At 65.0% G+C, this 24,808-nt stretch carries 26 protein-coding genes; 16 read left to right on the forward strand and 10 right to left on the reverse strand.

What is annotated here, in order from left to right:
• Nucleotides 1-735 carry a PaaX family transcriptional regulator C-terminal domain-containing protein gene (locus tag AB4Z42_RS03190; protein ID WP_442007653.1) on the forward strand — a complete coding sequence of 245 codons (735 nt, stop codon included), beginning with the start codon at nt 1-3 and terminating at the stop codon, nt 733-735.
• Nucleotides 736-866: 131 nt separating this feature from the next.
• Nucleotides 867-1,580, forward strand: coding sequence for a crotonase/enoyl-CoA hydratase family protein (locus AB4Z42_RS03195; RefSeq protein ID WP_442008103.1), 714 nt, complete (start codon nt 867-869; stop codon nt 1,578-1,580).
• Between the two features lie 5 nt (nt 1,581-1,585).
• Here AB4Z42_RS03195 and AB4Z42_RS03200 read toward each other — a convergent pair whose 3' ends face one another.
• Nucleotides 1,586-1,987: a DUF3060 domain-containing protein gene (locus tag AB4Z42_RS03200; protein WP_442007654.1), complete on the reverse strand. Its 402-nt coding sequence runs from the start codon at nt 1,985-1,987 to the stop codon at nt 1,586-1,588.
• On the reverse strand, nt 1,984-2,424 hold the full coding sequence (locus AB4Z42_RS03205) for a DUF3060 domain-containing protein (RefSeq protein ID WP_442007655.1): 441 nt from the start codon (nt 2,422-2,424) through the stop codon (nt 1,984-1,986). The genes AB4Z42_RS03200 and AB4Z42_RS03205 overlap by 4 nt, the downstream gene beginning before the upstream one ends.
• 88 nt (nt 2,425-2,512) lie before the next feature.
• Here AB4Z42_RS03205 and AB4Z42_RS03210 point away from each other — a divergent pair, with 88 nt between their 5' ends.
• The 7 genes from AB4Z42_RS03210 to tuf all read left to right on the forward strand — a co-directional run bounded on the left by AB4Z42_RS03210 (nt 2,513) and on the right by tuf (nt 9,034).
• The gene (locus AB4Z42_RS03210; protein WP_442007656.1) at nt 2,513-3,052 is read left to right on the forward strand and encodes a DUF3558 domain-containing protein; all 540 of its coding nucleotides are present in this window, start codon (nt 2,513-2,515) and stop codon (nt 3,050-3,052) included.
• On the forward strand, nt 3,052-3,591 hold the full coding sequence (locus tag AB4Z42_RS03215; protein ID WP_442007657.1) for a DUF3558 domain-containing protein: 540 nt from the start codon (nt 3,052-3,054) through the stop codon (nt 3,589-3,591). The genes AB4Z42_RS03210 and AB4Z42_RS03215 overlap by 1 nt, the downstream gene beginning before the upstream one ends.
• Nucleotides 3,592-3,692: 101 nt before the next feature.
• Nucleotides 3,693-4,283, forward strand: coding sequence for a TetR/AcrR family transcriptional regulator (locus tag AB4Z42_RS03220; RefSeq protein WP_442007658.1), 591 nt, complete (start codon nt 3,693-3,695; stop codon nt 4,281-4,283).
• 443 nt (nt 4,284-4,726) lie between these two features.
• Nucleotides 4,727-5,101 (forward strand): 30S ribosomal protein S12, encoded by a 375-nt coding sequence (gene rpsL, locus AB4Z42_RS03225; RefSeq protein ID WP_353324097.1) that lies wholly within the window; start codon nt 4,727-4,729, stop codon nt 5,099-5,101.
• Nucleotides 5,101-5,571, forward strand: coding sequence for a 30S ribosomal protein S7 (gene rpsG, locus AB4Z42_RS03230; RefSeq protein ID WP_099037227.1), 471 nt, complete (start codon nt 5,101-5,103; stop codon nt 5,569-5,571). The genes rpsL and rpsG overlap by 1 nt, the downstream gene beginning before the upstream one ends.
• A 78-nt stretch (nt 5,572-5,649) precedes the next feature.
• Nucleotides 5,650-7,755, forward strand: coding sequence for an elongation factor G (gene fusA, locus AB4Z42_RS03235; protein WP_442007659.1), 2,106 nt, complete (start codon nt 5,650-5,652; stop codon nt 7,753-7,755).
• Between the two features lie 88 nt (nt 7,756-7,843).
• Nucleotides 7,844-9,034: an elongation factor Tu gene (tuf, locus tag AB4Z42_RS03240; protein WP_442007660.1), complete on the forward strand. Its 1,191-nt coding sequence runs from the start codon at nt 7,844-7,846 to the stop codon at nt 9,032-9,034.
• 59 nt (nt 9,035-9,093) lie between these two features.
• Here the strand turns inward: tuf and AB4Z42_RS03245 are convergent, their stop codons facing one another.
• Nucleotides 9,094-10,098 carry an alcohol dehydrogenase gene (locus tag AB4Z42_RS03245; protein ID WP_442008104.1) on the reverse strand — a complete coding sequence of 335 codons (1,005 nt, stop codon included), beginning with the start codon at nt 10,096-10,098 and terminating at the stop codon, nt 9,094-9,096.
• A 142-nt stretch (nt 10,099-10,240) separates the two neighbouring features.
• Here AB4Z42_RS03245 and AB4Z42_RS03250 point away from each other — a divergent pair, with 142 nt between their 5' ends.
• The 5 genes from AB4Z42_RS03250 (at nt 10,241) to AB4Z42_RS03270 (ending at nt 15,960) form a co-directional block, all read left to right on the forward strand.
• On the forward strand, nt 10,241-11,110 hold the full coding sequence (locus tag AB4Z42_RS03250; protein WP_442007661.1) for a cutinase family protein: 870 nt from the start codon (nt 10,241-10,243) through the stop codon (nt 11,108-11,110).
• Between the two features lie 337 nt (nt 11,111-11,447).
• On the forward strand, nt 11,448-12,299 hold the full coding sequence (locus AB4Z42_RS03255; RefSeq protein ID WP_442007662.1) for an SHOCT domain-containing protein: 852 nt from the start codon (nt 11,448-11,450) through the stop codon (nt 12,297-12,299).
• A gap of 3 nt (nt 12,300-12,302) precedes the next feature.
• Nucleotides 12,303-13,751 carry a basic amino acid/polyamine antiporter gene (locus tag AB4Z42_RS03260; RefSeq protein WP_442007663.1) on the forward strand — a complete coding sequence of 483 codons (1,449 nt, stop codon included), beginning with the start codon at nt 12,303-12,305 and terminating at the stop codon, nt 13,749-13,751.
• A 22-nt stretch (nt 13,752-13,773) separates the two neighbouring features.
• On the forward strand, nt 13,774-15,018 hold the full coding sequence (gene arcA / locus AB4Z42_RS03265) for an arginine deiminase (protein ID WP_442007664.1): 1,245 nt from the start codon (nt 13,774-13,776) through the stop codon (nt 15,016-15,018).
• A gap of 90 nt (nt 15,019-15,108) precedes the next feature.
• Nucleotides 15,109-15,960, forward strand: coding sequence for a mycofactocin-coupled SDR family oxidoreductase (locus tag AB4Z42_RS03270; protein ID WP_442007665.1), 852 nt, complete (start codon nt 15,109-15,111; stop codon nt 15,958-15,960).
• Here AB4Z42_RS03270 and AB4Z42_RS03275 read toward each other — a convergent pair.
• Genes AB4Z42_RS03275 through ddaH form a run of 4 tightly spaced genes read right to left on the reverse strand, consistent with a single transcriptional unit; the run spans nt 15,957 to nt 20,507 of the window.
• The gene (locus AB4Z42_RS03275) at nt 15,957-16,838 is read right to left on the reverse strand and encodes a universal stress protein (protein WP_442007666.1); all 882 of its coding nucleotides are present in this window, start codon (nt 16,836-16,838) and stop codon (nt 15,957-15,959) included. The genes AB4Z42_RS03270 and AB4Z42_RS03275 overlap by 4 nt on opposite strands.
• Nucleotides 16,835-18,349 (reverse strand): amino acid permease, encoded by a 1,515-nt coding sequence (locus tag AB4Z42_RS03280; RefSeq protein ID WP_442007667.1) that lies wholly within the window; start codon nt 18,347-18,349, stop codon nt 16,835-16,837. Before AB4Z42_RS03280 ends, AB4Z42_RS03275 begins: the two co-directional genes overlap by 4 nt.
• Before the next feature lie 44 nt (nt 18,350-18,393).
• Nucleotides 18,394-19,644, reverse strand: coding sequence for an ornithine--oxo-acid transaminase (rocD, locus tag AB4Z42_RS03285; RefSeq protein ID WP_442007668.1), 1,251 nt, complete (start codon nt 19,642-19,644; stop codon nt 18,394-18,396).
• Nucleotides 19,617-20,507, reverse strand: a complete 891-nt coding sequence (gene ddaH / locus AB4Z42_RS03290) for a dimethylargininase (RefSeq protein ID WP_442007669.1) — start codon at nt 20,505-20,507, stop codon at nt 19,617-19,619. The genes rocD and ddaH overlap by 28 nt, the downstream gene beginning before the upstream one ends.
• A gap of 113 nt (nt 20,508-20,620) precedes the next feature.
• On the opposite strand from ddaH, the gene AB4Z42_RS03295 reads away from it, so the two are divergent.
• Together AB4Z42_RS03295 and AB4Z42_RS03300 are read left to right on the forward strand one after the other, a co-directional pair.
• A complete protein-coding gene (locus AB4Z42_RS03295) occupies nt 20,621-21,067 on the forward strand; it encodes an Lrp/AsnC family transcriptional regulator (RefSeq protein WP_442007670.1) in 447 nt (148 codons plus the stop codon).
• Nucleotides 21,068-21,112: 45 nt separating this feature from the next.
• A complete protein-coding gene (locus AB4Z42_RS03300; protein WP_442007671.1) occupies nt 21,113-22,291 on the forward strand; it encodes an NAD(P)/FAD-dependent oxidoreductase in 1,179 nt (392 codons plus the stop codon).
• Nucleotides 22,292-22,298: 7 nt separating this feature from the next.
• Here the strand turns inward: AB4Z42_RS03300 and AB4Z42_RS03305 are convergent, their stop codons facing one another.
• From AB4Z42_RS03305 to mftR, 3 genes are read right to left on the reverse strand one after another with little or no spacing between them, the layout of a single operon-like run.
• On the reverse strand, nt 22,299-23,576 hold the full coding sequence (locus tag AB4Z42_RS03305; RefSeq protein WP_442007672.1) for a VOC family protein: 1,278 nt from the start codon (nt 23,574-23,576) through the stop codon (nt 22,299-22,301).
• Nucleotides 23,573-24,097 carry an RNA polymerase sigma factor gene (locus AB4Z42_RS03310; RefSeq protein WP_442007673.1) on the reverse strand — a complete coding sequence of 175 codons (525 nt, stop codon included), beginning with the start codon at nt 24,095-24,097 and terminating at the stop codon, nt 23,573-23,575. The genes AB4Z42_RS03305 and AB4Z42_RS03310 overlap by 4 nt, the downstream gene beginning before the upstream one ends.
• A 42-nt stretch (nt 24,098-24,139) precedes the next feature.
• Nucleotides 24,140-24,793: a mycofactocin system transcriptional regulator gene (gene mftR, locus AB4Z42_RS03315; protein WP_442007674.1), complete on the reverse strand. Its 654-nt coding sequence runs from the start codon at nt 24,791-24,793 to the stop codon at nt 24,140-24,142.
• Nucleotides 24,794-24,808: the final 15 nt, after the last annotated feature.

Below are 24,808 nucleotides of genomic sequence, written 5' to 3' on the forward strand. Positions count from 1 at the left end.
ATGCCAACTGCGCTCTCGCGGATGACGGCTCGCTCGGTGGTGCTGAGCGTGCTTCTCGGGGCGCACCCGGCATGGGCCACCGCGAGTGAACTCATCAGGCTCACTACCGATTTCGACATCAAAGAGCCGACGGTGCGGGTGGCGTTGACCAGGATGGTGAGCGCGGGGGACCTGGTGCGGTCGGAGGACGGCTATCGGCTGTCCGACCGGCTGCTGGCCAGGCAGCGGCGTCAGGACGACGCGATCAACCCCCGGCTGCATACGTGGGACGGCGAGTGGAGGACGCTGGTGATCACCAGCATCGGCACCGACGCCCGCACCCGTGCCACCCTGCGGACCACACTGCAGGACAACAGGTTCGGTGAACTCCGCGAAGGCGTGTGGCTTCGTCCCGACAACCTCGACACGGTGTTGCCCGACGAGGTTCTGCAACGGGGGCGGGAGCTGCACACCCGCGACGACGACCCCGCGGATCTCGCCGCCCGGCTATGGGACCTCGCAGGTTGGGTACGCGTCGGGAATCAGCTGCTCGACGACATGAACTCTGCCGCTGATGTACCCGGTCAGTTCGTCATCGCCGCCGCGATGGTTCGTCACCTGCGCACCGACCCGGTGCTCCCCGCCGAACTTCTACCGGGCGACTGGCCCGGCCCAGCACTGCGCGAGACGTACAACACCTTCGCCACGGAACTGATTTCGCGGCGGGACAGCGAGAGACTGATGGAGGCGACATGAGCGGTCCGGCGGGCTGGGGCCACGGCCAAGGGCCAGGGGATAGCGATGGGCCCACGCCCGAAGGGCAGGGGACGACCGGGGAGTTCGGTGGCGTGCGGGTCGAGAAGAACGGTCCGGTGACGACGGTGATCATGAACCGGCCCGAGGCGCGCAACGCCGTCAACGGACCGGCGGCCGCAGGTCTGTACGCCGCGTTCGACGAGTTCGACAAGGACGACTCGGCCGCCGTCGCCGTGCTCTGGGGCGACAACGGAACCTTCTGTGCAGGAGCCGATCTCAAGGCGTTCGGCACTCCGGACGCCAATCCGGTACACCGCAGCGGCCCCGGGCCGATGGGACCGAGCCGGATGGTGTTGTCCAAGCCGGTGGTCGGCGCCGTCAGTGGCTACGCCGTCGCGGGTGGTCTCGAGTTGGCGCTGTGGTGCGATATGAGAGTGGTCGAGGAGGACGCCGTCATGGGCGTGTTCTGCCGGCGCTGGGGGGTTCCACTCATCGACGGTGGCACCGTCCGGCTGCCGCGGCTGATCGGGCACAGCCGGGCGATGGACCTGATCCTCACCGGCCGCGCCGTCGACGCCGCCGAGGCGTTGGCGATCGGACTGGCAAATCGGGTCGTGCCCAAAGGTGAAGCGCGCCAACGGGCCGAGGAACTCGCGGCCGAACTCGCCGCATTGCCTCAGCAATGTATGCGCGCGGACCGCCTGTCGATGCTCAACCAGTGGGGGATGGGAGAAGCCGAGGCGATGGACTTCGAGTTCGGCAGTATGTCGCGGGTGGCCGCCGAATCACTCGAGGGCGCAGCGCGGTTCGCTTCGGGAGCGGGCAGGCACGGCGCGAGCGAGTAGTCGAGCTAGCCCTTGGAGATCTTGTTGTTCGAACCGGTGTCGTTGATCTTCGGGTCGCCGTCTTTGTAAGTCACGGTGTTGTTCAGGCCGACGACGCTGATCTCTTTGTCGATGCGGTCGAAGGTGACTTTGTTGTCGGCGCCGCCGATGTTCACGTTGGCGCATGTGCCCTTGACGGTGAGGGTGTTGTTCGACCCGCCGATGTTGAGCGACTTTCCGTCGGCGCAATCGATGTCGGCGGTGGTACCGAACGACCCGTAGTTGATGGTGTTACCGACCTCGACCTGCGCACCGGAGGAGCCCGCGGTCGCGGTGGGTGTCTTGGTGTCGGAGCTCTCCGAGCCGCAGCCGGCGAGCATCAGGGCTGCCGCCGCCACGGTGACGGCGAGGGCGTAGGCGCGCCTCATCCGGCGAGCCTGCTGATGTTGTTCGTCATGCCCAGTTCACGGCCGCGGTCCCAGACGTACGGTGCGCCGTTCTTGTAGAGAACGGTCTGGTCCCAGCCGTACACCGTCACGTCATTGGTGACGTTGTCGGCGACGACGAAGTTCCCACTGCCCTGCAGAGTCACGCCGTAGCAGGTTCCCAGGGCAGTGACCTGGTTACCCGAGCCGTTGACCAGCAGTGTGGAGTTGTTGCAGTCGATGGTCCGAACGAGTCCGATCCCTTGAATGTGGGTGTCCTGTCCCGGATCTTGTCCGACGACAGCGTTGTCGGCGCATTGGCGCAAATACGGGTTGCAGACGAACGGATCCGCATCGGCGGCTGGCGCTCCGAGCGTCAATGCGACCGGTAGCGAAACCGCGCATGCCGCCAAAGACCGGCCGATCACAGTCCACATCATGGGGAGAGATTACGTCGTTGCGCGCAGGTGATGGCGGTGTTCGTCCAAGTCGCTATTCACGTCGGTGCTGGGTAGCGTGTCACGTGCGATGCGTTGGCGTGTCAATCAGCTTGTTGTCGCGGCGGTCACGGCGGCGGCGATCGTTGCAGGATGTTCTTCGACCGTCAGCGGTACCGCGCGACGGCCGCATCCGGTCGTACCCGATCCCGACCGCAGCTACGGCTATGTCGATGACCGTTGCGGACTTCTGCTCGACTCCTCTGTCCAGGAGACGCTTGCCGCAGAGGATGTGGTTCGGCCCTACAGCGGTGCCGTCTGCCAATACGTGCTGACGCGGGGCGGCAAGACCATCGACGTGACGTTCTCCTGGTTCGAGTCCGGGAGCCTGGACCGTGAGAAGACCCTGGCCACCGAACGGGGCGCGACGATCACCGGCACGGACGTCGAACGGCACGAGGCGTTTCTGGCCCGGCGTGACACGACCGGCGCGGCGTGCTCGGCCACGGCGGCGGCCGGCCCCGGAGTGCTGAGCTGGTGGGTGCAGTTCCGCGGGCAGACCGGCGGCGGCGCCGACCCGTGCCGGGACGCCGAGGAATTGCTCTCGGCCACCCTGCGATCGGACTTGTGATGTCGGGCGCGCGAAAGGGTGCTTCGTGGTTCGCGATGGCGGCCGCGACGTCGGCCTTTCTCGTCGGCTGCGACTCCTCGAAGCAGGCCCCGGCGCCGTCGACCGCACCTGTGGCCGCCCAGGCCACCGGCTTCCGCAGTGGTGACTGCAACGGCATCACCGACGCCGACATCTCCGCGGCCGCCGGGAAGGCGAAGTTCACCAAGGCCGTGGTCAGCGACGCCGGGTGCTTCTGGCAGGAGGACTCCATGTTCGGGACGGTCGGCGCCGGGATGGGCATCTCGACGTGGTGGTACCGCGGCAGCGATATGGACACCGAGCGGTCGCTGGAACAGAGTGCGGGGCGCACGATCACGGAACTGTCGCTCGACGGCAACAAGGGCTTCAAGGCCTACGACGGCAATGCCTGCAGTATTTACGTCGCCAAGGGCGGTGACGTCATCACCTGGTCGATCCAGACGCTGAACCCCGCGACCCTGTCCGATCTGTGTGGGATCACCGAACAACTCGCCGAACTCAGCCAAGAGCGCGTCAACTGACTTCACCGGACAGAGTCTGAGCTGGAAAAACTAGAGGTGTTAGTTTTGCCTCACCGGTTTCTGCGGTCTACGGCGAAACCCGGAGAGGGGGCGACGCGTTCATGGCAGCTCAGCCGTCGAGTACTTCGGGCCGGCGCCCGGCGAGGCTGAGCCGCGATGCGATCGTCAACGCGGCGCTGACATTCCTGGACCGCGAGGGCTGGGACGCGCTCACGATCAACGCGCTGGCGACCCAGCTGGGCACCAAGGGCCCGTCGCTGTACAACCACGTGCACAGCCTCGAGGACCTGCGGCGCACCGTGCGGATGCGGGTGGTCGGCGACATCATCGACATGCTCAATACCGTCGCGCAGGGTCGTACCCGGGACGACGCGGTGATGGCGATGGCCGCCGCCTATCGCAGCTACGCCCACCACCATCCAGGCCGCTACTCGGCGTTCACCCGGATGCCGCTCGGTGGCGACGACCCCGAATTCACCGAGGCCACCCGAGCGACGGCGGCGCCGGTGATCGAGGTCTTGGCGTCCTATGGACTGCTGGGCGATAACGCGTTCTATGCGGCGCTGGAGTTCTGGTCGGCGATGCATGGATTCGTGTTGCTCGAGATGACCGGCGCGATGCACGGGATCGACACCGATGCGGTATTCACCGACATGATGCTGCGGCTGGCGGCAGGAATGGAACGACGATGAGCGCTTGCGCGAAGAGTGTGGGCTGAGATGAGCGCTTGCGCGAAGAGTGTGGCTGAGATGAGCGCTTGCGCGAAGAGTGTGGGCTGAGATGAGCGCTTGCGCGAAGAGTGTGGGCTGAGATGAGCGCTTGCGCGAAGAGTGGGGGCGGTAGGCGCTTTGACCTGCGGTTAGCCGATCAGCGACGGGTTTGGTCGGCGCGCGCCACCCTGGTATTGTGGACGATCGTGCCTGGCAGATAAGGCGCATTGCGGACCGGACCTCAGGAAAGGTCAGCAAGCATGCCTGCACGCCGGCCAATTCGCGTGTCCACGAAGCCTAGAGAATATCTTCGCGGCGTGCGCGTGCGACACACCCGATCGCGGGGTACGCGAGCGGGACATAACAGCAGTACAGAGACTTTCAGCACGACCTAGAGAACAACGAGCAACACAGAGAGACGGTAGATGCCAACCATTCAGCAGCTGGTCCGCAAGGGTCGCCGCGACAAGATCGCCAAGGTCAAGACGGCGGCCCTCAAGGGCAGCCCGCAGCGCCGCGGTGTGTGCACTCGCGTGTACACCACCACCCCGAAGAAGCCGAACTCGGCACTTCGGAAGGTGGCGCGCGTCAAGCTGACGAGCGCGGTTGAGGTCACCGCTTACATCCCCGGTGAAGGCCATAACCTCCAGGAGCACTCGATGGTGCTCGTGCGTGGCGGTCGTGTGAAGGACCTGCCGGGTGTGCGCTACAAGATCATCCGCGGCTCGCTCGACACCCAGGGTGTCAAGGCGCGGAAGCAGGCGCGCAGCAAGTACGGCGCCAAGAAGGAGAAGAGCTGATGCCGCGCAAGGGACCCGCGCCTAAGCGCCCGCTCGTCAACGATCCGGTCTACGGATCGCAGCTGGTCACCCAGCTGGTGAACAAGGTCTTGCTCGACGGGAAGAAATCCCTGGCCGAACGCATTGTTTATGGTGCGCTCGAACAGGCCCGCGAAAAGACCGGCACCGACCCCGTGGTCACACTCAAGCGCGCTATGGACAACGTCAAGCCCGCGCTGGAGGTTCGCAGCCGCCGCGTCGGTGGCGCCACCTATCAGGTGCCCGTCGAGGTGCGTCCGGAGCGCTCGACCACGCTCGCCCTGCGTTGGCTGGTCAGCTTCTCCAAGCAGCGCCGCGAAAAGACCATGGTTGAGCGCCTGGCGAACGAACTTCTCGACGCCAGCAATGGTCTGGGCGCCGCAGTGAAGCGACGCGAAGACGTACACAAGATGGCCGAAGCGAACCGAGCCTTCGCGCACTACCGCTGGTGACTTAGCCACCCGCGGCAGAGCTGTCGGGGTGCCGGCGAGTCAAGGCTGAACAACTACCAAGCGAGAGAGAAGACTTCTGTGGCACAGAAGGACGTGCTGACCGACCTGACCAAGGTGCGCAACATCGGCATCATGGCGCACATCGACGCCGGTAAGACGACGACGACCGAGCGCATCCTCTACTACACCGGTATCAGCTACAAGATCGGTGAGGTGCACGACGGCGCCGCCACCATGGACTGGATGGAGCAGGAGCAGGAGCGCGGGATCACCATCACCTCCGCGGCCACCACCTGCTTCTGGAACGACAACCAGATCAACATCATCGACACCCCGGGACACGTCGACTTCACCGTCGAGGTGGAGCGAAGCCTGCGCGTGCTCGACGGTGCCGTCGCCGTCTTCGACGGCAAGGAAGGTGTCGAGCCGCAGTCCGAGCAGGTCTGGCGTCAGGCCGACAAGTACGACGTCCCCCGCATCTGCTTCGTCAACAAGATGGACAAGATCGGCGCGGACTTCTACTTCTCGGTGAAGACGATGGAGGATCGCCTCGGCGCCAACGTCATCCCGATCCAGCTGCCGGTCGGCTCCGAGGGCGACTTCGAGGGCATCATCGACCTGGTCGAGATGAACGCCAAGGTATGGCGCGGCGAGACCAAGCTCGGTGAAACCTACGAAACCATCGACATTCCGGCCGAATACGCCGAGAAGGCCGACGAGTACCGCACCAAGCTGCTCGAGGCGGTCGCCGAGACCGACGAATCGCTGCTCGAGAAATACTTCGGTGGCGAGCAGTTGTCGGTCGAGGAGATCAAGGGCGCGCTGCGCAAGCTGACCATCAACTCCGAGGCCTACCTGGTGCTGTGCGGCAGCGCGTTCAAGAACAAGGGTGTTCAGCCCATGCTCGACGCGGTGATCGACTACCTGCCGTCGCCGCTGGACGTGCCTGCGGCCGTGGGACACCCCCCGGGCAAGGAGGACGAGGAGGTCACGCGCAAGCCGTCGACCGAAGAGCCGTTCTCGGGCCTTGCGTTCAAGGTCGCCACGCACCCGTTCTTCGGCAAGCTGACCTACGTCCGCGTCTACTCCGGCACTGTCGAGTCCGGCAGCCAGGTCATCAACGCGACCAAGGGCAAGAAGGAGCGGCTGGGCAAGCTGTTCCAGATGCACTCCAACAAGGAGAACCCGGTCGAGCGGGCCTCCGCGGGGCACATCTACGCCGTCATCGGCCTCAAGGACACCACCACCGGCGACACGCTGAGCGATCCGAACCAGCAGGTCGTGCTGGAGTCGATGACCTTCCCCGATCCGGTGATCGAGGTGGCGATCGAGCCCAAGACCAAGAGCGACCAGGAAAAGCTCGGCACGGCCATCCAGAAGCTGGCCGAGGAGGATCCGACCTTCAAGGTGCACCTGGACCAGGAGACCGGCCAGACCGTCATCGGCGGTATGGGCGAGCTTCACCTCGACATCCTCGTGGACCGGATGAAGCGCGAGTTCAAGGTCGAGGCCAATGTCGGCAAGCCGCAGGTGGCCTACAAGGAGACCATCAAGCGCGCGGTCGAAAAGGTCGAGTTCACCCACAAGAAGCAGACGGGTGGCTCGGGCCAGTTCGCGAAGGTGCTCATCGCCATCGAGCCGTTCACCGGCGAGGACGGTGCCACCTACGAATTCGAGAACAAGGTCACCGGTGGCCGCATCCCCCGCGAGTTCATCCCGTCGGTCGATGCGGGTGCGCAGGACGCCATGCAGTACGGCGTGCTCGCCGGCTATCCGCTGGTGAACCTGAAGGTCACCCTGCTCGACGGTGCCTACCACGAGGTCGACTCGTCGGAAATGGCATTCAAGGTCGCCGGTTCCCAGGTGCTGAAAAAGGCTGCCGCACAGGCGCAGCCGGTCATCCTGGAACCGGTCATGGCCGTCGAGGTCACCACACCCGAGGAGTACATGGGTGATGTGATCGGCGACCTGAACTCCCGCCGTGGTCAGATCCAGGCCATGGAGGAGCGGTCCGGTGCACGCGTCGTCAAGGCGCACGTACCGTTGTCGGAGATGTTCGGTTACGTCGGAGACCTTCGGTCGAAGACCCAGGGCCGGGCGAACTACTCCATGGTTTTCGATTCGTACGCCGAAGTTCCTGCGAACGTGTCGAAGGAGATCATCGCGAAGGCAACGGGTCAGTAACCTGACCCGTTGGTTCCGCGGGACCACACAACTGCAAAGATCAAAACTGCTTTAGCAAAAGCACCAACAAGTCCAGGAGGACACAGAAGTGGCGAAGGCGAAGTTCGAGCGGACGAAGCCGCACGTCAACATCGGGACCATTGGTCACGTTGACCACGGCAAGACCACGCTGACCGCAGCAATCACCAAGGTTCTGCACGACAAGTTTCCCGAGTTGAACGAGTCGCGCGCATTCGACCAGATCGACAATGCGCCTGAAGAGCGTCAGCGCGGCATCACGATCAACATCTCCCACGTGGAGTACCAGACCGACAAGCGCCACTACGCGCACGTCGACGCACCTGGCCACGCGGACTACATCAAGAACATGATCACCGGTGCCGCCCAGATGGACGGCGCGATCCTGGTGGTCGCCGCGACAGACGGCCCGATGCCGCAGACGCGTGAGCACGTACTGCTCGCACGTCAGGTGGGTGTGCCCTACATCCTCGTCGCCCTGAACAAGGCCGACATGGTGGACGACGAGGAGCTCATCGAGCTCGTCGAGATGGAGGTCCGCGAGCTGCTGGGCGCCCAGGAGTTCGACGAGGACGCTCCCGTCATCAAGGTGTCGGCACTCAAGGCACTCGAGGGCGACCCGGAGTGGGTCAAGTCCGTCGAGGATCTGATGGACGCCGTCGACGAGTCGATCCCGGACCCGGTCCGTGAGACCGACAAGCCGTTCCTGATGCCCGTCGAGGACGTCTTCACGATCACCGGCCGCGGCACCGTGGTCACCGGTCGTGTGGAGCGCGGCATCGTCAACGTGAACGAGGAAGTCGAGATCGTCGGTATCAAGCCGACGACCACGAAGACCACGGTCACCGGTGTCGAGATGTTCCGCAAGCTGCTCGATCAGGGCCAGGCCGGCGACAACGTCGGTCTGCTGCTTCGCGGCATCAAGCGCGAGGACGTCGAGCGCGGCCAGGTCGTCGTGAAGCCCGGCACCACCACGCCGCACACCGACTTCGAGGGCAGCGTCTACATCCTGTCCAAGGACGAGGGTGGCAGGCACACGCCGTTCTTCAACAACTACCGTCCGCAGTTCTACTTCCGCACCACGGACGTGACCGGCGTAGTGACGCTGCCGGAGGGCACCGAGATGGTGATGCCCGGTGACAACACCGACATCTCCGTCAAGCTGATCCAGCCCGTCGCCATGGACGAGGGCCTTCGGTTCGCGATCCGCGAGGGTGGTCGTACCGTCGGCGCAGGCCGGGTCACCAAGATCGTCAAGTGATCTAGAAACACCGCGAAGCGGCGCCCACCTTTTCAGGTGGGCGCCGTTTTCGTTTGGGCCTAGGTCATCGTCAGCACCATACGGAACCGCGCATCGCCGCTCATCATCTTGTCGAAAGCAGCCTGAGCTTCTGATAGCGGCATCGTCTCGATCATCGGCTGCACGCCGGTGATTGCCGAAAAGCGCAGTGTGTCCTCGGAATCCTGCGACGTACCGGACGCATGGCCTTGCACCGCAGTGGATTTGAAGATCAACGCCGACGCCGGCACCTGCAGCGGATCGGCGGGCGCACCGACAACGACGAGTTGACCGCGCGCCTTGAGGCCGCCGACCGTCGCCGCCATCGCGTCGGCCACGGTCACGGTGGCGAGGATGACCTGCGCGCCGCCGAGCTTATTGAGTTCCTTGGCGACGTCGACGGCCTTGGAGTCGATGTAGTGATGTGCGCCAAGCTCTTTGGCCAACGGCTCCTTGTCCGTACCGCGAGCGATAGCGACCACCTCGAAACCCATCTTCGCCGCGAACTGGATGCCGAGGTGCCCGAGGCCGCCGACACCGAGGACCGCGACAAGGTCGCTCGGCCGGGCCACGGATTCGCGCAGGGCGTTGAACGTGGTGATACCCGCGCACATCAGCGGTGCCGCATCGACGTCGGCAAGGTCGTCGGGGATGCGGGCAAGGGCCTCGGCGGGCGCCACCATGTACTCCGCGTAGCCGCCGTCGTAGGCAATGCCGGGAACCTCCCCGTTCTCGCATGAGATGAAATCACCTCGCCGACAGGACTCACAGGTGAAGTCGCAACCTCCGAACCAGCCGACCCCGACGCGGTCTCCGACCGCCCATGACGTGACGCCGTCTCCGACGGCGTCGACCACGCCTGCGACCTCGTGGCCCGGCGCGCGCGGATACGAATTGCCCATCGCGCCGATCACGGTCAGGACGTCGGAATGGCAGACGCCGCACGCGTGTACCTTCACGCGGACCTGCCGCGGACCCGGTTCCGGGATGTCGACGTCGGTGATCTCGAACTTCGCATTTGCCGCAGGAATGCGGGCGATCTTCATGGTGGCCACGTCGCGGACATTACCGCAGGGTGTGAGGTGTATCACTTCGGCCGACACTGAGCGCAGTTAGCTGTAACACCGGCCGCGACCAGAGCGATTTAGAACGCGTATCCCCTGGTCGGGGCAAATGTAAGGGGTTTTCATGTTCCGTCGCGTCACCACGGTTGCCAGCGCTGCCGTCGCCGTCGCCGCATTCGTCGGGCTGTCGGTAGGCATCGCCAGTGCGCAGCCCGCCTCCTGTCCCGATGTGCATTGGATCGGCGCCGCAGGCTCGGGCGAGCGCACACCCGCCGAGTTGGCGCAGAACGACGGAATGGGCCGGGTTGTGTACCAGTCCCTGCAGGAGCTGTCCGCAGAGGTGGCAAAGGACGGCCGCACCATGACCGCCGAAGCAGTCGAGTATCCCGCTGTCGAAGCGCCGGGCGAAGACGGCGGCGTTGGCGAGTGGCTCGGCTTCATCGGAAGCGTCGACGCCGGATCCGCAGCGCTGGGCAAGCAATACGAGGGGTTTGTCCAGCGCTGCCCGGCATCGAAGGTGGTGCTGGCCGGCTATTCGCAGGGGGCGATGGTCGTGCACCGCAATCTGGAGGCACTGGCGGCCAGCCCCAATCTGGCGGCGGTGCTGCTGGTTGCCGACGGCGATCGCCTGCCGGCGGATCCGACCCTGAACCTGGGGACGGCAAGCGGAATTCCGGAGCGCGGTAAGGGGGCGGCGCAGGACTGGCCGATCCTGGCGCATGCACCCGGTCCGATGCCGCCGGCCGTCGGCGCCCGCACGATCAGCGTCTGCGACCTCGGCGATGCCGTCTGCGATTACAACCCCGACGACGAAGAGACGTCCGTGTCCTACGCACGTGGCGTGGCCATCCACACCAGCTACGGGACGACCGCGGGCCCGGACTGGACGTCGCCGCTGTACTTCCTGCTCGGCCCCGCACCGCAGGCGCCGGAGGCACAGCCGGTCGTTCCGCAGCCGGTAGTTCCGCTCAGCGCGAGCGCACCGACGCCCTAGGCGCGCGGGCGATCCACACTGCGGCGCTCGGTCAAATGTCTACGCGAACAAGCCGATTCCGACCGTGATGAACGCCGGATCTCACCGCGCGCGCCCAGCGTGAGCATGTAGACATTGATCATCCGTGGCCATCCGCGGAAGCGTGAGATTCGTGGCGAAGTAATTGACTTGCACGCAGAACAGCGCCATCGAGACGGCCGCAAGGACCCACCGCGGCTTCACAGATTCGCCCGAATCGTCAGCGGTGGCCACCGCCCGACGATAAGGCTCCCAACCGCCGGTTTGACGCTAATCTGACATGCGAGCGCGACGACCACATTCCATAGGAGCTTGGGTTATGTCCACTTTCTTGCGGTACGTCAAGATTCAGGCCTTCGTCCTGTTGTGCGGAATCGTCGGGCCGATCTTCCTCGCCATCTATTTCACCTCCGGGGCGCAACCCATCATGAAGTGGATGTTCTGGGGGGGTCTGGCCATCACCGTCCTCGATGTTTTGATCGCCCTGGGTATCACCAGCATGGGTGCGCGGTCGGCCGCCAAGACGCAGGCGCTGGAACAGACCGGCGTGCTGGCGCTTGCGCAGGTCGTGGGCATTCACGAGACCGGAACACGCATCAACGAGCAGCCTCTGGTGAAGATCGATCTGCAGATCTCGGGACCGGGTATCGCCCCGTTCGCCAGCCAGGACCGGGTGCTCGCGTCCATCACTCGCCTGCCGATGATCACCAACCGCAAACTGGTCGCCCTCGTGGATCCGACCACCATGCAGTATCAGATCGATTGGGACCGAAGCGGTTTGGTCAGCGGCGTAATGCCTGCAACCTTCACGATCGCCGAGGACAACAGGACCTACGACCTCAGCGGACAGGTCGGGCCGCTGATGGAGATCCTGCAGATCCTCAAGGCCAACAACATCGGCATGAACAGCATGATCGACCTACGCTCGAATCCGGCGGCCCGCCAACAGGTGCAGGCCGTCGTGCGACGGGCCGCAGCCGCCCAGGCTCCCGCGGCCGCGCCGCAGGCGCCTCCACCCCCGCCGGGGCAGTATCCCTCCGCGCCGTATCCCTCCGCACCCGAACCGTCGACGGCACAACGGTTGCAGGAGCTGGAAACGCTTCGTGCCACCGGTGCGATCTCAGACGACGAGTACGCCGCCAAGCGTCAGCAGATTCTTTCCGACCTCTAGGAGATGACCTCCACGGAGCCCCAGACCGAGCAGAACGACCAGAAGGTCAGCCTTCCGACGCTGACCGCGATGGTGGTCGGTTCGATGATCGGATCCGGTGTCTTTCTTCTGCCGCGACGGTTCGGGACCGAGACAGGTGTGCTCGGGGCGATCATCGCGTGGATCGTCGCCGGCTTCGGAATGCTGATGCTGGCGTTCGTGTTTCAGCGACTTGCGACACGTAAGCCCGACCTCGACGCCGGTATCTTCGCGTACGCCAAGGCGGGTTTCGGAGACTACATCGGCTTCAACTCAGCCATCGGGTACTGGGCGTCGGCCTGCGCGGGAAACACGTCGTACTGGGTGCTGATCACGGCGACGATGAGCGCCGTGGTGCCCGGGTTCGGCGCCGGTGACACGGTGCTCGCGGTCGTGGTCTCGGCGATCGGTGTGTGGCTGTTCGCGGCTCTGGTGATGCGCGGAGTCAAGGATGCCGCGGTCATCAACTACATCGTCACCATTGCCAAGGTGGTGCCGATCCTGACGTTCATCGTGATCGCGGCGATCGCATTCAAGGCCGATGTCTTCGCCGACAACTTCTGGGGTGGCGCAGACGGCTATTCGTTGTCGGCGATCTGGGACCAGGCCACGGGCACGATGCTGATCACCGTCTTCGTCTTCCTGGGTATCGAAGGCGCCAGTGTCTATTCGAGGATGGCGCGTAAGCGGGAGGACGTCGGCCGCGCCACGGTCATCGGATTCCTCAGCGTGCTCAGTGTTTTCGCACTCGTCACGATGGTGTCCTACGGCGTCATGCCCCAGGACCAACTCGCCGGAGTCAGCCAGCCGTCCATGGCCGCGGTGCTGGAATCGATTGTCGGGCACTGGGGATCGATCTTCATCCGCGTTGGCGTGATCGTGTCGGTGCTCGGTGCCTACCTGGCCTGGACCTTGATGTCCGCGGAGGTTCTCTACATTCCGGCCAAGTCCGAGGACATGCCGCGGTTCCTTGCCCGCACCAACAGGCACGGTGCGCCCGTCGCCGCGCTCGTCATGGCCGCCGGGCTCATCTCGCTGCTCCTCATCGCATTGCTGTTCGCGGCGGACGCACTGGATTTCATGCTCGATCTGACCGCGGCACTGTCGCTGATTCCGTATCTGTTCGCAGCGGCGTACGCGCTGAAGCTGACCGCCACCCGCGAGACGTATGGCAACGGTAGGTCGCTGGTCGGCGACACGGTGATCGCCGGCCTGGCGACGGTGTACACCTTGTTCCTGATCTACGCCGCCGGTGTCGACAAACTCCTGTTGTCCTGCATCTTGTACGCCCCGGCCGCCGCGCTCTACTACAAGGCACGGCGCGAGCGTGGTCTTCGTGTATTCCGGCCTGCCGAGGCGGTGCTGTTCGCGGTGATCCTCCTCGGCGCCGTCGCGGGTGTGGTGTCCTTGGCAACTGGAGCGATCGAGATCTAGCGCCCGCGCGAGAGGAGCTGAAGTGACGAATCCGTCGGAGAACTACGGCGTTCACTCCGAGGTTGGCAAGCTACGGAAGGTGCTGGTGTGCTCGCCCGGTCTGGCGCACGAGCGGCTGACCCCGACCAATTGCGACGATCTGCTGTTCGACGATGTGCTGTGGGTGCAGAACGCCCGACGTGACCACTTCGACTTCATCGACAAGATGCGCGACCGCGACATCGAGGTGGTCGAACTGCACGAACTCCTCGCCGAGACGATGGACATCCCCGAGGCGAAGGCCTGGCTGCTGGACCGCAAGATCGTGCCGAACGAAGTCGGTCTCGGCCTCGTGGACGACACGCGCGGCTTCCTGGACTCGTTGACCACACGGCGGTTGACCGAGCTGCTCATCGGCGGCATGTCGACCCGCGACCTGCCCTCGGATATCCAGTCCGGATATCGTGCGCTGGCCCGGGAGGCGACCGGCGTCACCGAGTACCTGATGCCACCCCTGCCGAATACGCTCTACACGCGCGACACGACATGCTGGATATATCAAGGCGTGACGCTCAATCCGCTGTTCTGGCCGGCGCGGCACGACGAAACACTGTTGATGAAGGCCATCTACGAGTTCCACCCCGACTTCGTCGGATCGACCGTGTGGTGGGGTGATCCGGAACAGTCGTGGGGCATGTCGACCATCGAGGGCGGCGACGTCCTGGTACCGGGCAACGGTGTCGTCATCATCGGGATGAGCGAGCGGACGTCGCGTCAGGCGATCACTCAGGTGGCCGCCAAGCTGTTCGCCGAGAACACCGCCAGCAAGGTCATCGTCGCGGGAATGCCCAAATTGCGCGCGGCCATGCACCTCGACACGGTGTTCACCTTCGCCGACCGCGACGTCGTCACGCTGTATCCGGACATCGTCGATTCGATTCAGACATTCGTGCTGCACCCCAGCGATGCCGATCCGGGCGTCGAGGTGGAGGAGGCGTTCAAGCCGTTCGTCGAAGTGGTCGCCGACGCGCTCGGACTCGACGCCCTGCGGGTGGTGGAAACCGGTGGCACGAAATACGACTCGGAACGCCAGCAGTGGGACAGCGGCAACAACCTGGTCGCCGTCGAGCCGGGAGTGGTGTTCGCCTACGACCGGAACACCCACACCAACACCTTGCTGCGCAGGGCAGGCATCGAGGTGATCACGATCGTGGGGGCCGAGCTCGGCCGCGGGCGCGGCGGCGGGCACTGCATGACCTGCCCGATCGTCCGCGACGCCCTGAACTAGCACGGACTAGCACGGACTGACGGCTGCTAGAACACGTTCCAGTTCGGCTGTTAGCCTGGTCCGCAGCCTCGCGAAAAAGGAGCAGTGGTCATGGCATCTGGTCAACCTCTGGAAGGCCGAGTGGCATTAGTCACCGGCGCCGCACGTGGTCAGGGTCGCGCCCATGCGATCCGCTTGGCCAAAGACGGTGCCGACGTCATCGCCATCGACCGCTGCGCGCCCGTGTCGGACACCGTCACCTACCCGATGCCGACGGCAGAGGATCTCGCCGACACAGTCCGCGAGGTGGAGGCCACCGGCCGCAAAGTGCTCGCGCGTGAGGTGGACATCCGCGATCTGGCGGGCCAGCAGCAGGTGGTCGCCGACGGCATCGAGCAGTTCGGCAGGCTGGACGTCGTCGTCGCCAACGCAGGGGTCCTGAGCTGGGGCCGGATGTTCGAGATGTCCGAAGAGCAGTGGGACACGGTCATCGACGTCAACCTGAACGGTACGTGGCGCACCATCCGCGCGGCGGTGCCCGCGATGATCGAGGCGGGCAACGGCGGATCGATCATCATCGTCAGTTCCTCAGCGGGGCTGAAGGCCACTCCCGGAAACGGACACTACTCGGCGTCCAAGCACGGTCTCGTCGCACTGACGAACGCATTGGCAATCGAAGCGGGGGAGTTCGGGATCCGGGTCAACTCCATCCACCCGTATTCGATCGACACCCCGATGGTCGAGAAGGACGCGATGATGGAGCTCTTCGGTAAGCACCCGACCTTCATCCACAGTTTCTCGCCGTTCCCGTATAAACCCGTCAGCCAGCAGGGCATGTCGAGCCTGCAGGATTTCATGACGGCCGAAGAGGTTTCGGACGTCGTCGCGTGGTTGGCGAGCGACGGCTCGGCCACGATCTCGGGCAGCCAGATCGCCGTCGACCGCGGAACGGCGAAGTTCTAGTTCGGCATCACCAGGACGGGCACGGGGCTGTGCCGGACGATCTTGGTGCCCTTCGAGCCCAGGAAGACCCGGGCGATCGTCCCCTGCGGTGACGTGCCGATGGCCAAAACTTCCCCGTCGTCCCATTCGGCGGCGTCGAGCGCTTGGTCCCAGCCGTTACCGGTGACGACCTGGAGCTCGACGTCGTCACCGACGATGCCGTCGGACTTCAATTTGGCCAACGCTTCTCGAGCCTGCGACGCCCAAGCCGAAAGCAGCGAGTCCTCGGCGTGCAGCCCTACCTCCGGCGGGTACATGGTGCGTCCGCGCACCGCGAATATGATGACCCGCATCGGTACCTCGAGCTGTGCCGCCAGCGCCGCGACGCGCTCCACGACGTGGCGCGACTCCTCGGTACCCGGATACGCGGCCGTCAGCCGGGTCAGCCGGTGCGACTTGGATCCGCGATAGCCGCGCGGGCAGATCGCCAAAGGTACCGGCGACGAGTGCAGCAGCCGGTCGGCGGTCGATCCGACCACTACCTGTCCAAGACTGCCGTCGGCGGCCGAACCCAACACCAGCGCTTGGGCTTTCAGCTCTTCGACGGCATCCAGCAGTCCGCCGGCTGCGGAGCGGTGGGCGTACTTGTGGAAGCTGACCTCGAGGTCGGGATCGAGCTTCGCCACGCACTCCCTTGCTTGGGCCGCCGAGTCGGCACCGATTTTGTCGGCGTACTGCGCGTACTCGGCGTCGATGCGCGCGAGCGACACCGTCGTCCAAGGCTTGGGCACCACGGTGACGACGGACAGCGACGTCTTGAGGGTGCGCGCTGCCTCCACGCCGAGGTGCAGCGCGGAGATGCCCGCCTTGCCGGCGAGGAATCCGACGATGACCGTCACGGCGCATCCTTTGGCGGAGTGACGATTTCGACCTCGTCGACACCGGGGGCGGCCGATTCGATGATTCCGTCACCACCGTCGTTGAGCGCGCTGTGCTTTCGTCCCCACAGAAGATAGAACGCCCACACCACCAAAACCCATGCGCTGAAGGCGATCCAGGTGTACCAGTGCAGGCTGTAGAGAATGTAGCCGCAGGCCAGCACGGACAGAACGGGCGTGACTGGGTAGAACGGCACCTTGAATCCGCGAGGCAGGTCGGGTTCGCGCACCCGCAGGATGATGACGCCGATCGACACCACGATGAAGGCGGTCAACGTGCCGATCGAGACCATGTCGATCAGCTTGTCCAGCGGGATGAAAGCCGCCAGCAGGCTGACCACGATCGCGACGATGATCGTGTTGTTCACCGGCGTCATGCTCTTCGGATTCACCTTGGCGAACATCGAGGGGAGCAGGCCGTCGCGGCCCATCGCGAACAGGATGCGGGTCTGCCCGTACATCGTGACGAGCGTGACCGAGAAGATCGAGATCACCGCCCCTGCGGCAAGCACTGTGCTCCACCCGGTGGATCCGGTGACGTCGTCGAGGATCTGCGCGAGACCGGCCGCCTGACCGTCGAACATTTCCCACTTCTGTGCGCCGATCGCGGCGATGGCCACCAGGACGTAGACGCCGGTCACGATCAGCAGTGCCGCAATGATGGCGCGCGGCATGGTCTTCTGCGGGTTCTTGACCTCGTCGCCCGCAGTGGATACCGCGTCTAAGCCGATAAAGGAGAAGAATATCGTGCCGGCCGCGGCCCCAACCGCCGCGACTCCGAACGGCGCGAAGTTCGCGAAGTGGTCGGCATTGAAGGCGGTGAACGCAATGATCGCGAACAGTCCCAGGACACCCAGCTTGATGACCACCATTACGGTGTTCACCACCGCGGACTCGCTGGCTCCGCGGATCAGAAGGAGTGCGCACAGTACGACGAGGACGACGGCGGGCAGGTTGATCCAGCCCTGCGCGTGCCCTTCCGCCACCTCGTCCCACGGCGCGGCGATGATCTGGTCCGGTAGTTGCCAACCGTTGAAGAGGTTGGCGAACAGTTTGTTGAGGTATTGGCTCCATCCCACGGCCACTGCTGCGGTGGAGACACCGTACTCGAGCAACAGGCATGCTGCGACACCCATCGCGACGAACTCGCCGAGCGTGGTGTACGCATAGGAGTACGTCGACCCGGAAACCGGTACCGCCGAGGCCATCTCGGCATAGCAGAGGGCTGCCAAGCCAGCCGCGATGCCCGCGATGATGAACGAGACGACCACCGAGGGGCCTGCCATCGGTACCGCGTCCTGCAGGACGAAGAAGATGCCGGTGCCGACCGTGGCCCCGACACCGAACATCGTCAGCTGGAACGTACCGATCGTCCGTTTCAAGTGGTCGTCGGCGCCGTGCGCGACCGCTGCCCCGACAACCGGGCGGCGGCGCAGCATCTGCTCGGACAGGGACACCGTGGGTGACGTCATGCTGCCTCCTGCATACCTAGAGTTAGGTAGATACCCGACTAGTGTTAACCCAGATCGGCCAGAACGTCGGCGAACTGATCAATCGCCCAGTCGATCTCCTCCGCGGTGATCACCAGCGGTGGCGCGAAGCGAAGTGTCGAACCATGGGTGTCCTTGACCAGGATGCCGCGTTCGGCCAACTTCAGGCTGATCTGCTTTCCGGTGCCGAGCGCAGGATCGATGTCGACGCCTGCCCACAGCCCCATTCCCCGTACGGCGACGACGCCGGACCCGGTGAGCGCACGCAGCCGCCGGTGCAGGTGTTCACCGAGTTCTGCTGAACGCGACTGGAACTCACCGCGCCGCAGCATCGATACGACGGTGGTGCCGATCGCCGCGGCGAGTGGATTGCCGCCGAACGTCGAACCGTGCTCACCGGGGTGCAGCACACCGAGGATGTCCCGGTTGGCGACCACCGCCGACAACGGAACCACGCCGCCGCCGAGGGCTTTGCCGAGAAAATAGACATCGGGCACGACGCCGAAGTGGTCGCACGCGAAGGTGCGTCCTGTTCGCGCGAGACCCGATTGGATCTCGTCGGCGATCATCAGCACATTGCGCTCGGTGCACAGCGCGCGCACCCGCGGAAGGAAGTCGGCGGGTGGAACGATGATCCCGGCCTCGCCCTGGATCGGTTCGAGCAGAACGGCGACGGTGTTCTCGTCGATCGCGGCAGCGAGAGCGTCGGCGTCACCGAAGGGAACCGCGCGGAACCCGGGCGTGTAGGGACCGAATCCGCGTCGTGCTGTCTCATCGTCTGAGAAGCTGATTATCGTCGTGGTGCGACCGTGGAAGTTGTTGTGCGCCACCACGATGTTGCTCTGCCCGGCGGGCACGCCCTTGACGTCGGTGCCCCACTTTCGCGCGACTTTGATGCCGCTCTCCACGGCCTCGGCGCCGCTGTTCATCGGAAGCACCATGTCTTTGCCGCACAGTTGCGCCAACGCCTCGCAGAACGGGCCAAGCCGATCGGAGTGAAACGCCCGGCTCACCAGCGTCAGGCTGTCCAGCTGGGCGTGGGCGACTGCGGTGATCTCCGGATTGCGGTGGCCGAAGTTCACCGCCGAGTAGGCGGCCAGGCAGTCGAGGTAGCGACGGCCCTCCACGTCGGTGATCCACACGCCCTCCGCACTGGCGGCGACCACGGGTAGCGGTGCGTAGTTGTGTGCGGCGTAGCGGTTGTCGATCGCGATGGCGTCCTCGGTGGCGCTCCTGGTGTCGACCACGGTCACTGATGTACCTCCAATGTGCAGCATTTGACGGATCCGCCGCCCTTGAGCAGCTCGGACAGATCGACACCGATGGGCCGGAATCCGGCATCGGACAGCTGTTGGGCGAAGCCGATCGCGGCGGCGGGCAACACCACGTTGAGGCCGTCCGACACGGCGTTGAGGCCAAGGACGTACGCGTCGGCACTGCCCACCTCGATGGCGTCGGGGAACAGCTCGAGCAACCGCGCCCGCGACTCGTCACTGAATGCGGGCGGGTAGAAGGCGATGGTGGTGTCGTCGAGCACGGCAAGTGCGGTGTCGAGGTGATAAAAGCGCGGGTCGACCAATTCGAGGCTGACGACGGGCATCTTGACGACGGCGGCGATCTCGTCGTGTGCCTGCCGCTCGGTGCGAAATCCGAATCCCGCCAAGACGATCGAGCCCACGACCAATAGGTCGCCCTGGCCTTCGTTGGTATGGCGTGTCTCGGCGACGTGATAGCCGTGGCGAGTCATCCACTCGGCGTAGGCCGCCGATTCACCGGCGCGCTGTGGATAGGCGAACCGCGCTGCGACGGCATAGCCGTTGACAAGCAGGCCGCCGTTGGCGGCATAGACCATGTCCGGCAGGCCCTCGACGGGTTCGACCAGCTCGACGGTGTGGCCGAGTTCCTTGTAAGTCTGACGAAGGGCTTCCCACTGGCTGAGGGCGACATGGGTGTCGACTGACACCGACGTGTCCATCCATGGGTTGATCGCGTATTCGACGGCGAAGAACGTCGGCGCCGTCATGGCGTAATGGCGAAGGCGGGACACGCGCGCAAGTGATCTGTCGGCGCCAGAGCGCCTCCGTGCTGCGGCGACATCGGATACCTGCGCCGCGGTCGCGGCGAGATCTGAGATCGTCATAAATCAACGATATGGCCGAACGATTTTGCAATCAATCGCCGTTCATTGCGTAATGACCTATTATCTGTTGTGCCTGAGCTAGAATTGCGAAGATTTGTTGTGTGGAGAGGCTCATGGACCGTCTGGATGAGACCGACGAGCGCATTCTGGCTGCACTCGCCAACGATGCTCGTGCCACGTACGCCGAGATCGGCGACCGGGTGAACCTGTCCGCTCCCGCGGTGAAGCGCAGGGTCGACCGGCTGCTCGACAACGGGGTCATCCGGGGCTTCACGACGGTGGTCGACCGCAGCGCGCTGGGCTGGAACACCGAGGCGTACGTACAGGTGTTCCGACACGGCACCATCGCGCCAGAACAGTTGCGCGCGGCCTGGATCGACATTCCTGAGGTGATCGGCGCGGCCACCGTCACCGGAACTGCCGATGCGATGCTGCACGTGCTCGCCCGCGACATGCGCCATCTCGAAGAGGCGCTGGAGCGGATCCGCTCGGCGGCCGACGTCGAACGCAGCGAGAGCATCGTGGTGCTGACCAACATCATCGACAGGGACCGCGGCTGACGGGGTGGCCTCCTATTGGCTGCGGGCATCGTGCAAAATTTGCCCATGTCCACCAGTGGGGGAATCTTCATCGTCGGCGGCGGCTTGGCAGCTGCCCGCACGGCTGAACAGCTGCGGCGCTCCGAATACACCGGGCCGGTCACCATCGTCAGCGACGAGGACCATCTGCCGTATGACCGGCCACCGCTGTCAAAGGAAGTGCTGCGCGCCGAAACCGACGACGTCACGCTCAAGCCTGCGGAGTTCTACGCCGAGAACGACATCACGGTGCTGCTCGGCAACGGCGCCCGGTCGGTGGACACCGCGGCGCAGACACTGACCTTGGCCGACGGCACCGAGGTCTCGTACGACGAGCTGATCATCGCCACCGGCCTGGTGCCCAAGCGCATCCGGTCATTCCCCGACATCGAGGGAATTCACGTGCTGCGGAACTTCGACGAAAGCCTCGCGTTGCGTAAGGAGGCCGGCTCGGCGCAACGAGCCGTCGTCATCGGTGCGGGATTCATCGGCTGCGAGGTGGCGGCGAGCCTGCGCGGGATGGGAGTCGACGTCGTACTTGTGGAGCCGCAGCCATCGCCGCTGGCGTCGGTGCTCGGCGGGCGGATCGGCGAACTGGTCGCCCGGCTGCACCGCGCCGAAGGCGTCGACGTGCGCTGCGGTGTCGGAGTGTCGGAAGTCCGCGGAACCGACCGGGTTGAGAAGGTCATCCTCGACGATGGCACCGAACTCGACGCGAACCTCGTGGTCGTCGGCATCGGTTCGCATCCGGCCACCGAATGGCTCGACGGCAGCGGCCTCGAGGTCGACAACGGCATCGTCTGTGATGACCAGGGCCGTGCAAGCGCACCCCATGTGTGGGCGATCGGAGATGTCGCGTCGTGGCGTCATGCCCTTGGACACCAAGTGCGCGTGGAACATTGGAGCAACGTCGCAGATCAGGCAAGAGGCATGGTCGCCGCCATACTCGGCAAGGACTTGCCGGCCACCGTCACCGTGCCGTACTTCTGGAGTGACCAGTACGACGTCAAGATCCAGTGCCTCGGCGAGCCTGAGGCCGACGACATCGTCCACGTCGTCTTGGATGACGGCCGCAAGTTCCTGGCCTACTACGAGCGCGACGGCGTGGTGGCAGGGGTGGTCGGCGGCGGCATGCCCGGAAAGGTCATGAAGGCCCGCGGAAAGATCGCGGCGGGCGCACCGATCGCGGACGTCCTCGGCAACTAAGTCACACTCAGTGCTCGCCGAGATAGAACCGGGTGCCCTGGTCGTCGGTGCACAGCGCCGACTTCCCGTACGCCTGCTGTGACGGTTCGTCGATGACCGTGCCGCCCGCGGCACGTACTCGCGTCACGGCGGCGTCGACATCGGTGACGGTCCACATCGGCACCGTCACCGCCCGTGCAGCGCCGCCCGCGACGCCTGCCATCGGGTGAGTGCCCTGCACCTGCCAGCCGTCGCCGATGCGACCGGGCTCGAACGTCCAGAACAGCAGCCCGCTGTAGAACGCCTTGAAGGCTGCCGAGTCCGGCACCTCATACGTGATGTACGAAACCTCCCCGGGCCCAGACCCGTTCAACTCCGGCCGGGCGATACCCGGCGAAGGCTGGAACACCGCGAAGCTGGTTCCTGCCGGATCCGTCGCACCGCACAGCACGCCGAAGTCGAACTCCTCGAGCTGGTCGACGGTGCCGCCCGCGTCGACGATCGCTTGTCTGGCACCGGCCAGATCGGTCACTGCATAGCTGCAGAACAACGTGGCCTGCTCCGGCACGCTGTAGATGCCGATGCGCTGCGTGGTGTTGGTGACCTGATGGGTGTCCGGGTCGTACTCCCAGCCAAGGACGTGACCGTAGAACGCCGCCGCCCGCTCGGCGTCGGGCGTCCACACCGAGACATAGCCGACGTCGCCGTGCTGGATCGGTACGACGGCGCCGGTCACCGGACCGCTGAGCATCCAGCGATGTCCGAACGGGTCGATGATCGCCGCACCTCGTGACCCGTGGTCCTCGTACGGTTCCCGCTGGACCTGGGCGCCTAGCTCACGTGCACGTTCCAGAGTGTCATCGGTGTCCGGCACCTCCAGCATCAAGCTGACGGAGTTCGCTTGTGGCGCTGGGCCTCTCAAGCCGATCTCCGGATACTCGTCGGCCAGATACAGCACGCCGCCACCGAGTGCGAGCTCGGCGTGGCCGATCCGGCCGTCGGCCATCACGAACGGTTCGCCGACGACGACGGCCCCCAACGCGTCGACGTACCAGGCGATCGCGTCGCGCGCGTTGGCGACCGTCAGGTACGGCAGCGCGGCGGGCCTTGGCAGGCCACCCTTAATGGGTTCGGTCAGTTCGGCGATCGCGGTATCGGTGCCGCTCATGTCAACTCCTTCGGTTCGATTGGGCAGATTCAGCGCACCTTCAAGACGTGAGCGCAGCCGAGCCGCGAACGCCGGATCGGGTTGAACGACAAGCTCGTCGCCATGCAGCACTGCGAACGGATCGTGGCTGTTGTTCACGACTTCCCTCCTTCCGGCTCCGGATAGTGGGATCTGAAGGCCCGCCGCGCCCGCACCAGCAGCGCCTCGGTGGCGTGCACGGTACGTCCGATCAGCTCCGCGCATTCCGGCACGGAACAGTCGTCCATGTAGCGCAGCGCCAGCACGGTGCGATGGTGCTCGGGCAGCCTGGCCATGACGCTCTCCGCGACGATGCGGTCGAGCTCGGCGTCCCAGTCGTCGCCCACGTGGACGGGCTCCGGCAGTTCGGCGACGGGGATGTTGAACCGGTCGTGGCGACGGCGGTAGTGGTCGGCCAGTTTGTGGCGCGCCACTCCGAGCAGCCACGGCAACGTCATCGGCGGCGGCACATCCTTGCGCGCGGCGTCCATCGCCGCCAGGAACGTCTCCGACGTCAGATCTTCGGCCGTTCCGCGGTCACTGCAGCGCCTGACGAAATACCCGTACACGACCGGCATCGATTCGTCGTACATCGCCAGCAGCCTGCGCGGAGCATCGTCGCCATCCGGTTCGGCACTCACACCCTTATCGTCGCCGTCGCAGCCGAAACTCCGACGCCCAAATCACGACTTTTTCCGGCGGGTGGGATCGTCCAGCGCTTTCAGCCCGTCGCTGACGGCGTCGAAGGCATCGCTGAGCGCCTGCAGAAGCGAAACCGACTCGTCGTCGAGCCAATGTTGGTAGGCCGAAAGCGCCGCGCCGAGCATCATCCACGCCACCGTCTGCGGGACGAGGTCGGTTTCCTTCGTGTCCAGCCGGCGCGCGACGAACGCGACGACGACAGCGCGCCAGCCCGCGTACATCGTCATCGAGTACGCCTGAAGCGCTTCGGTCTGGAGGATGACGCGCATCCGCTGGCGGTGTCGCGCGGTCTCGGCATCGTCAAAGGTGTTGAACGCCAATAACGCCGTGCGCAATGCATCGTCGATTCCGACGTCGGGGTCGAGACCCGCGAGCAGGTCCCGCATGTGGGCAAGGTGTGAATCGAAGTCACCCCACGGCAATGCGTTCTTGGACGGGTAGTAGCGGAACAGCGTGCGCCGGGCGATGCCCGCGGCCTCGGCGACGTCGTCCACGCTCACGTCATCGAACCCGCGGGCGGTGAAGAGATCGATCGCGATGTTGCTGATGTGTTCCCAGCTCGTCGACCGCCGTCGGCCGACTCTGTGCTGGGAATCCGGCTGCACGTCCGCTCCTTTTCCGGGGTCGGCTTTCATTCTGGCACTGGATGC

It is taken from the genome of Mycobacterium sp. 2YAF39 (assembly GCF_052114565.1).
Taxonomy (GTDB): domain Bacteria; phylum Actinomycetota; class Actinomycetes; order Mycobacteriales; family Mycobacteriaceae; genus Mycobacterium.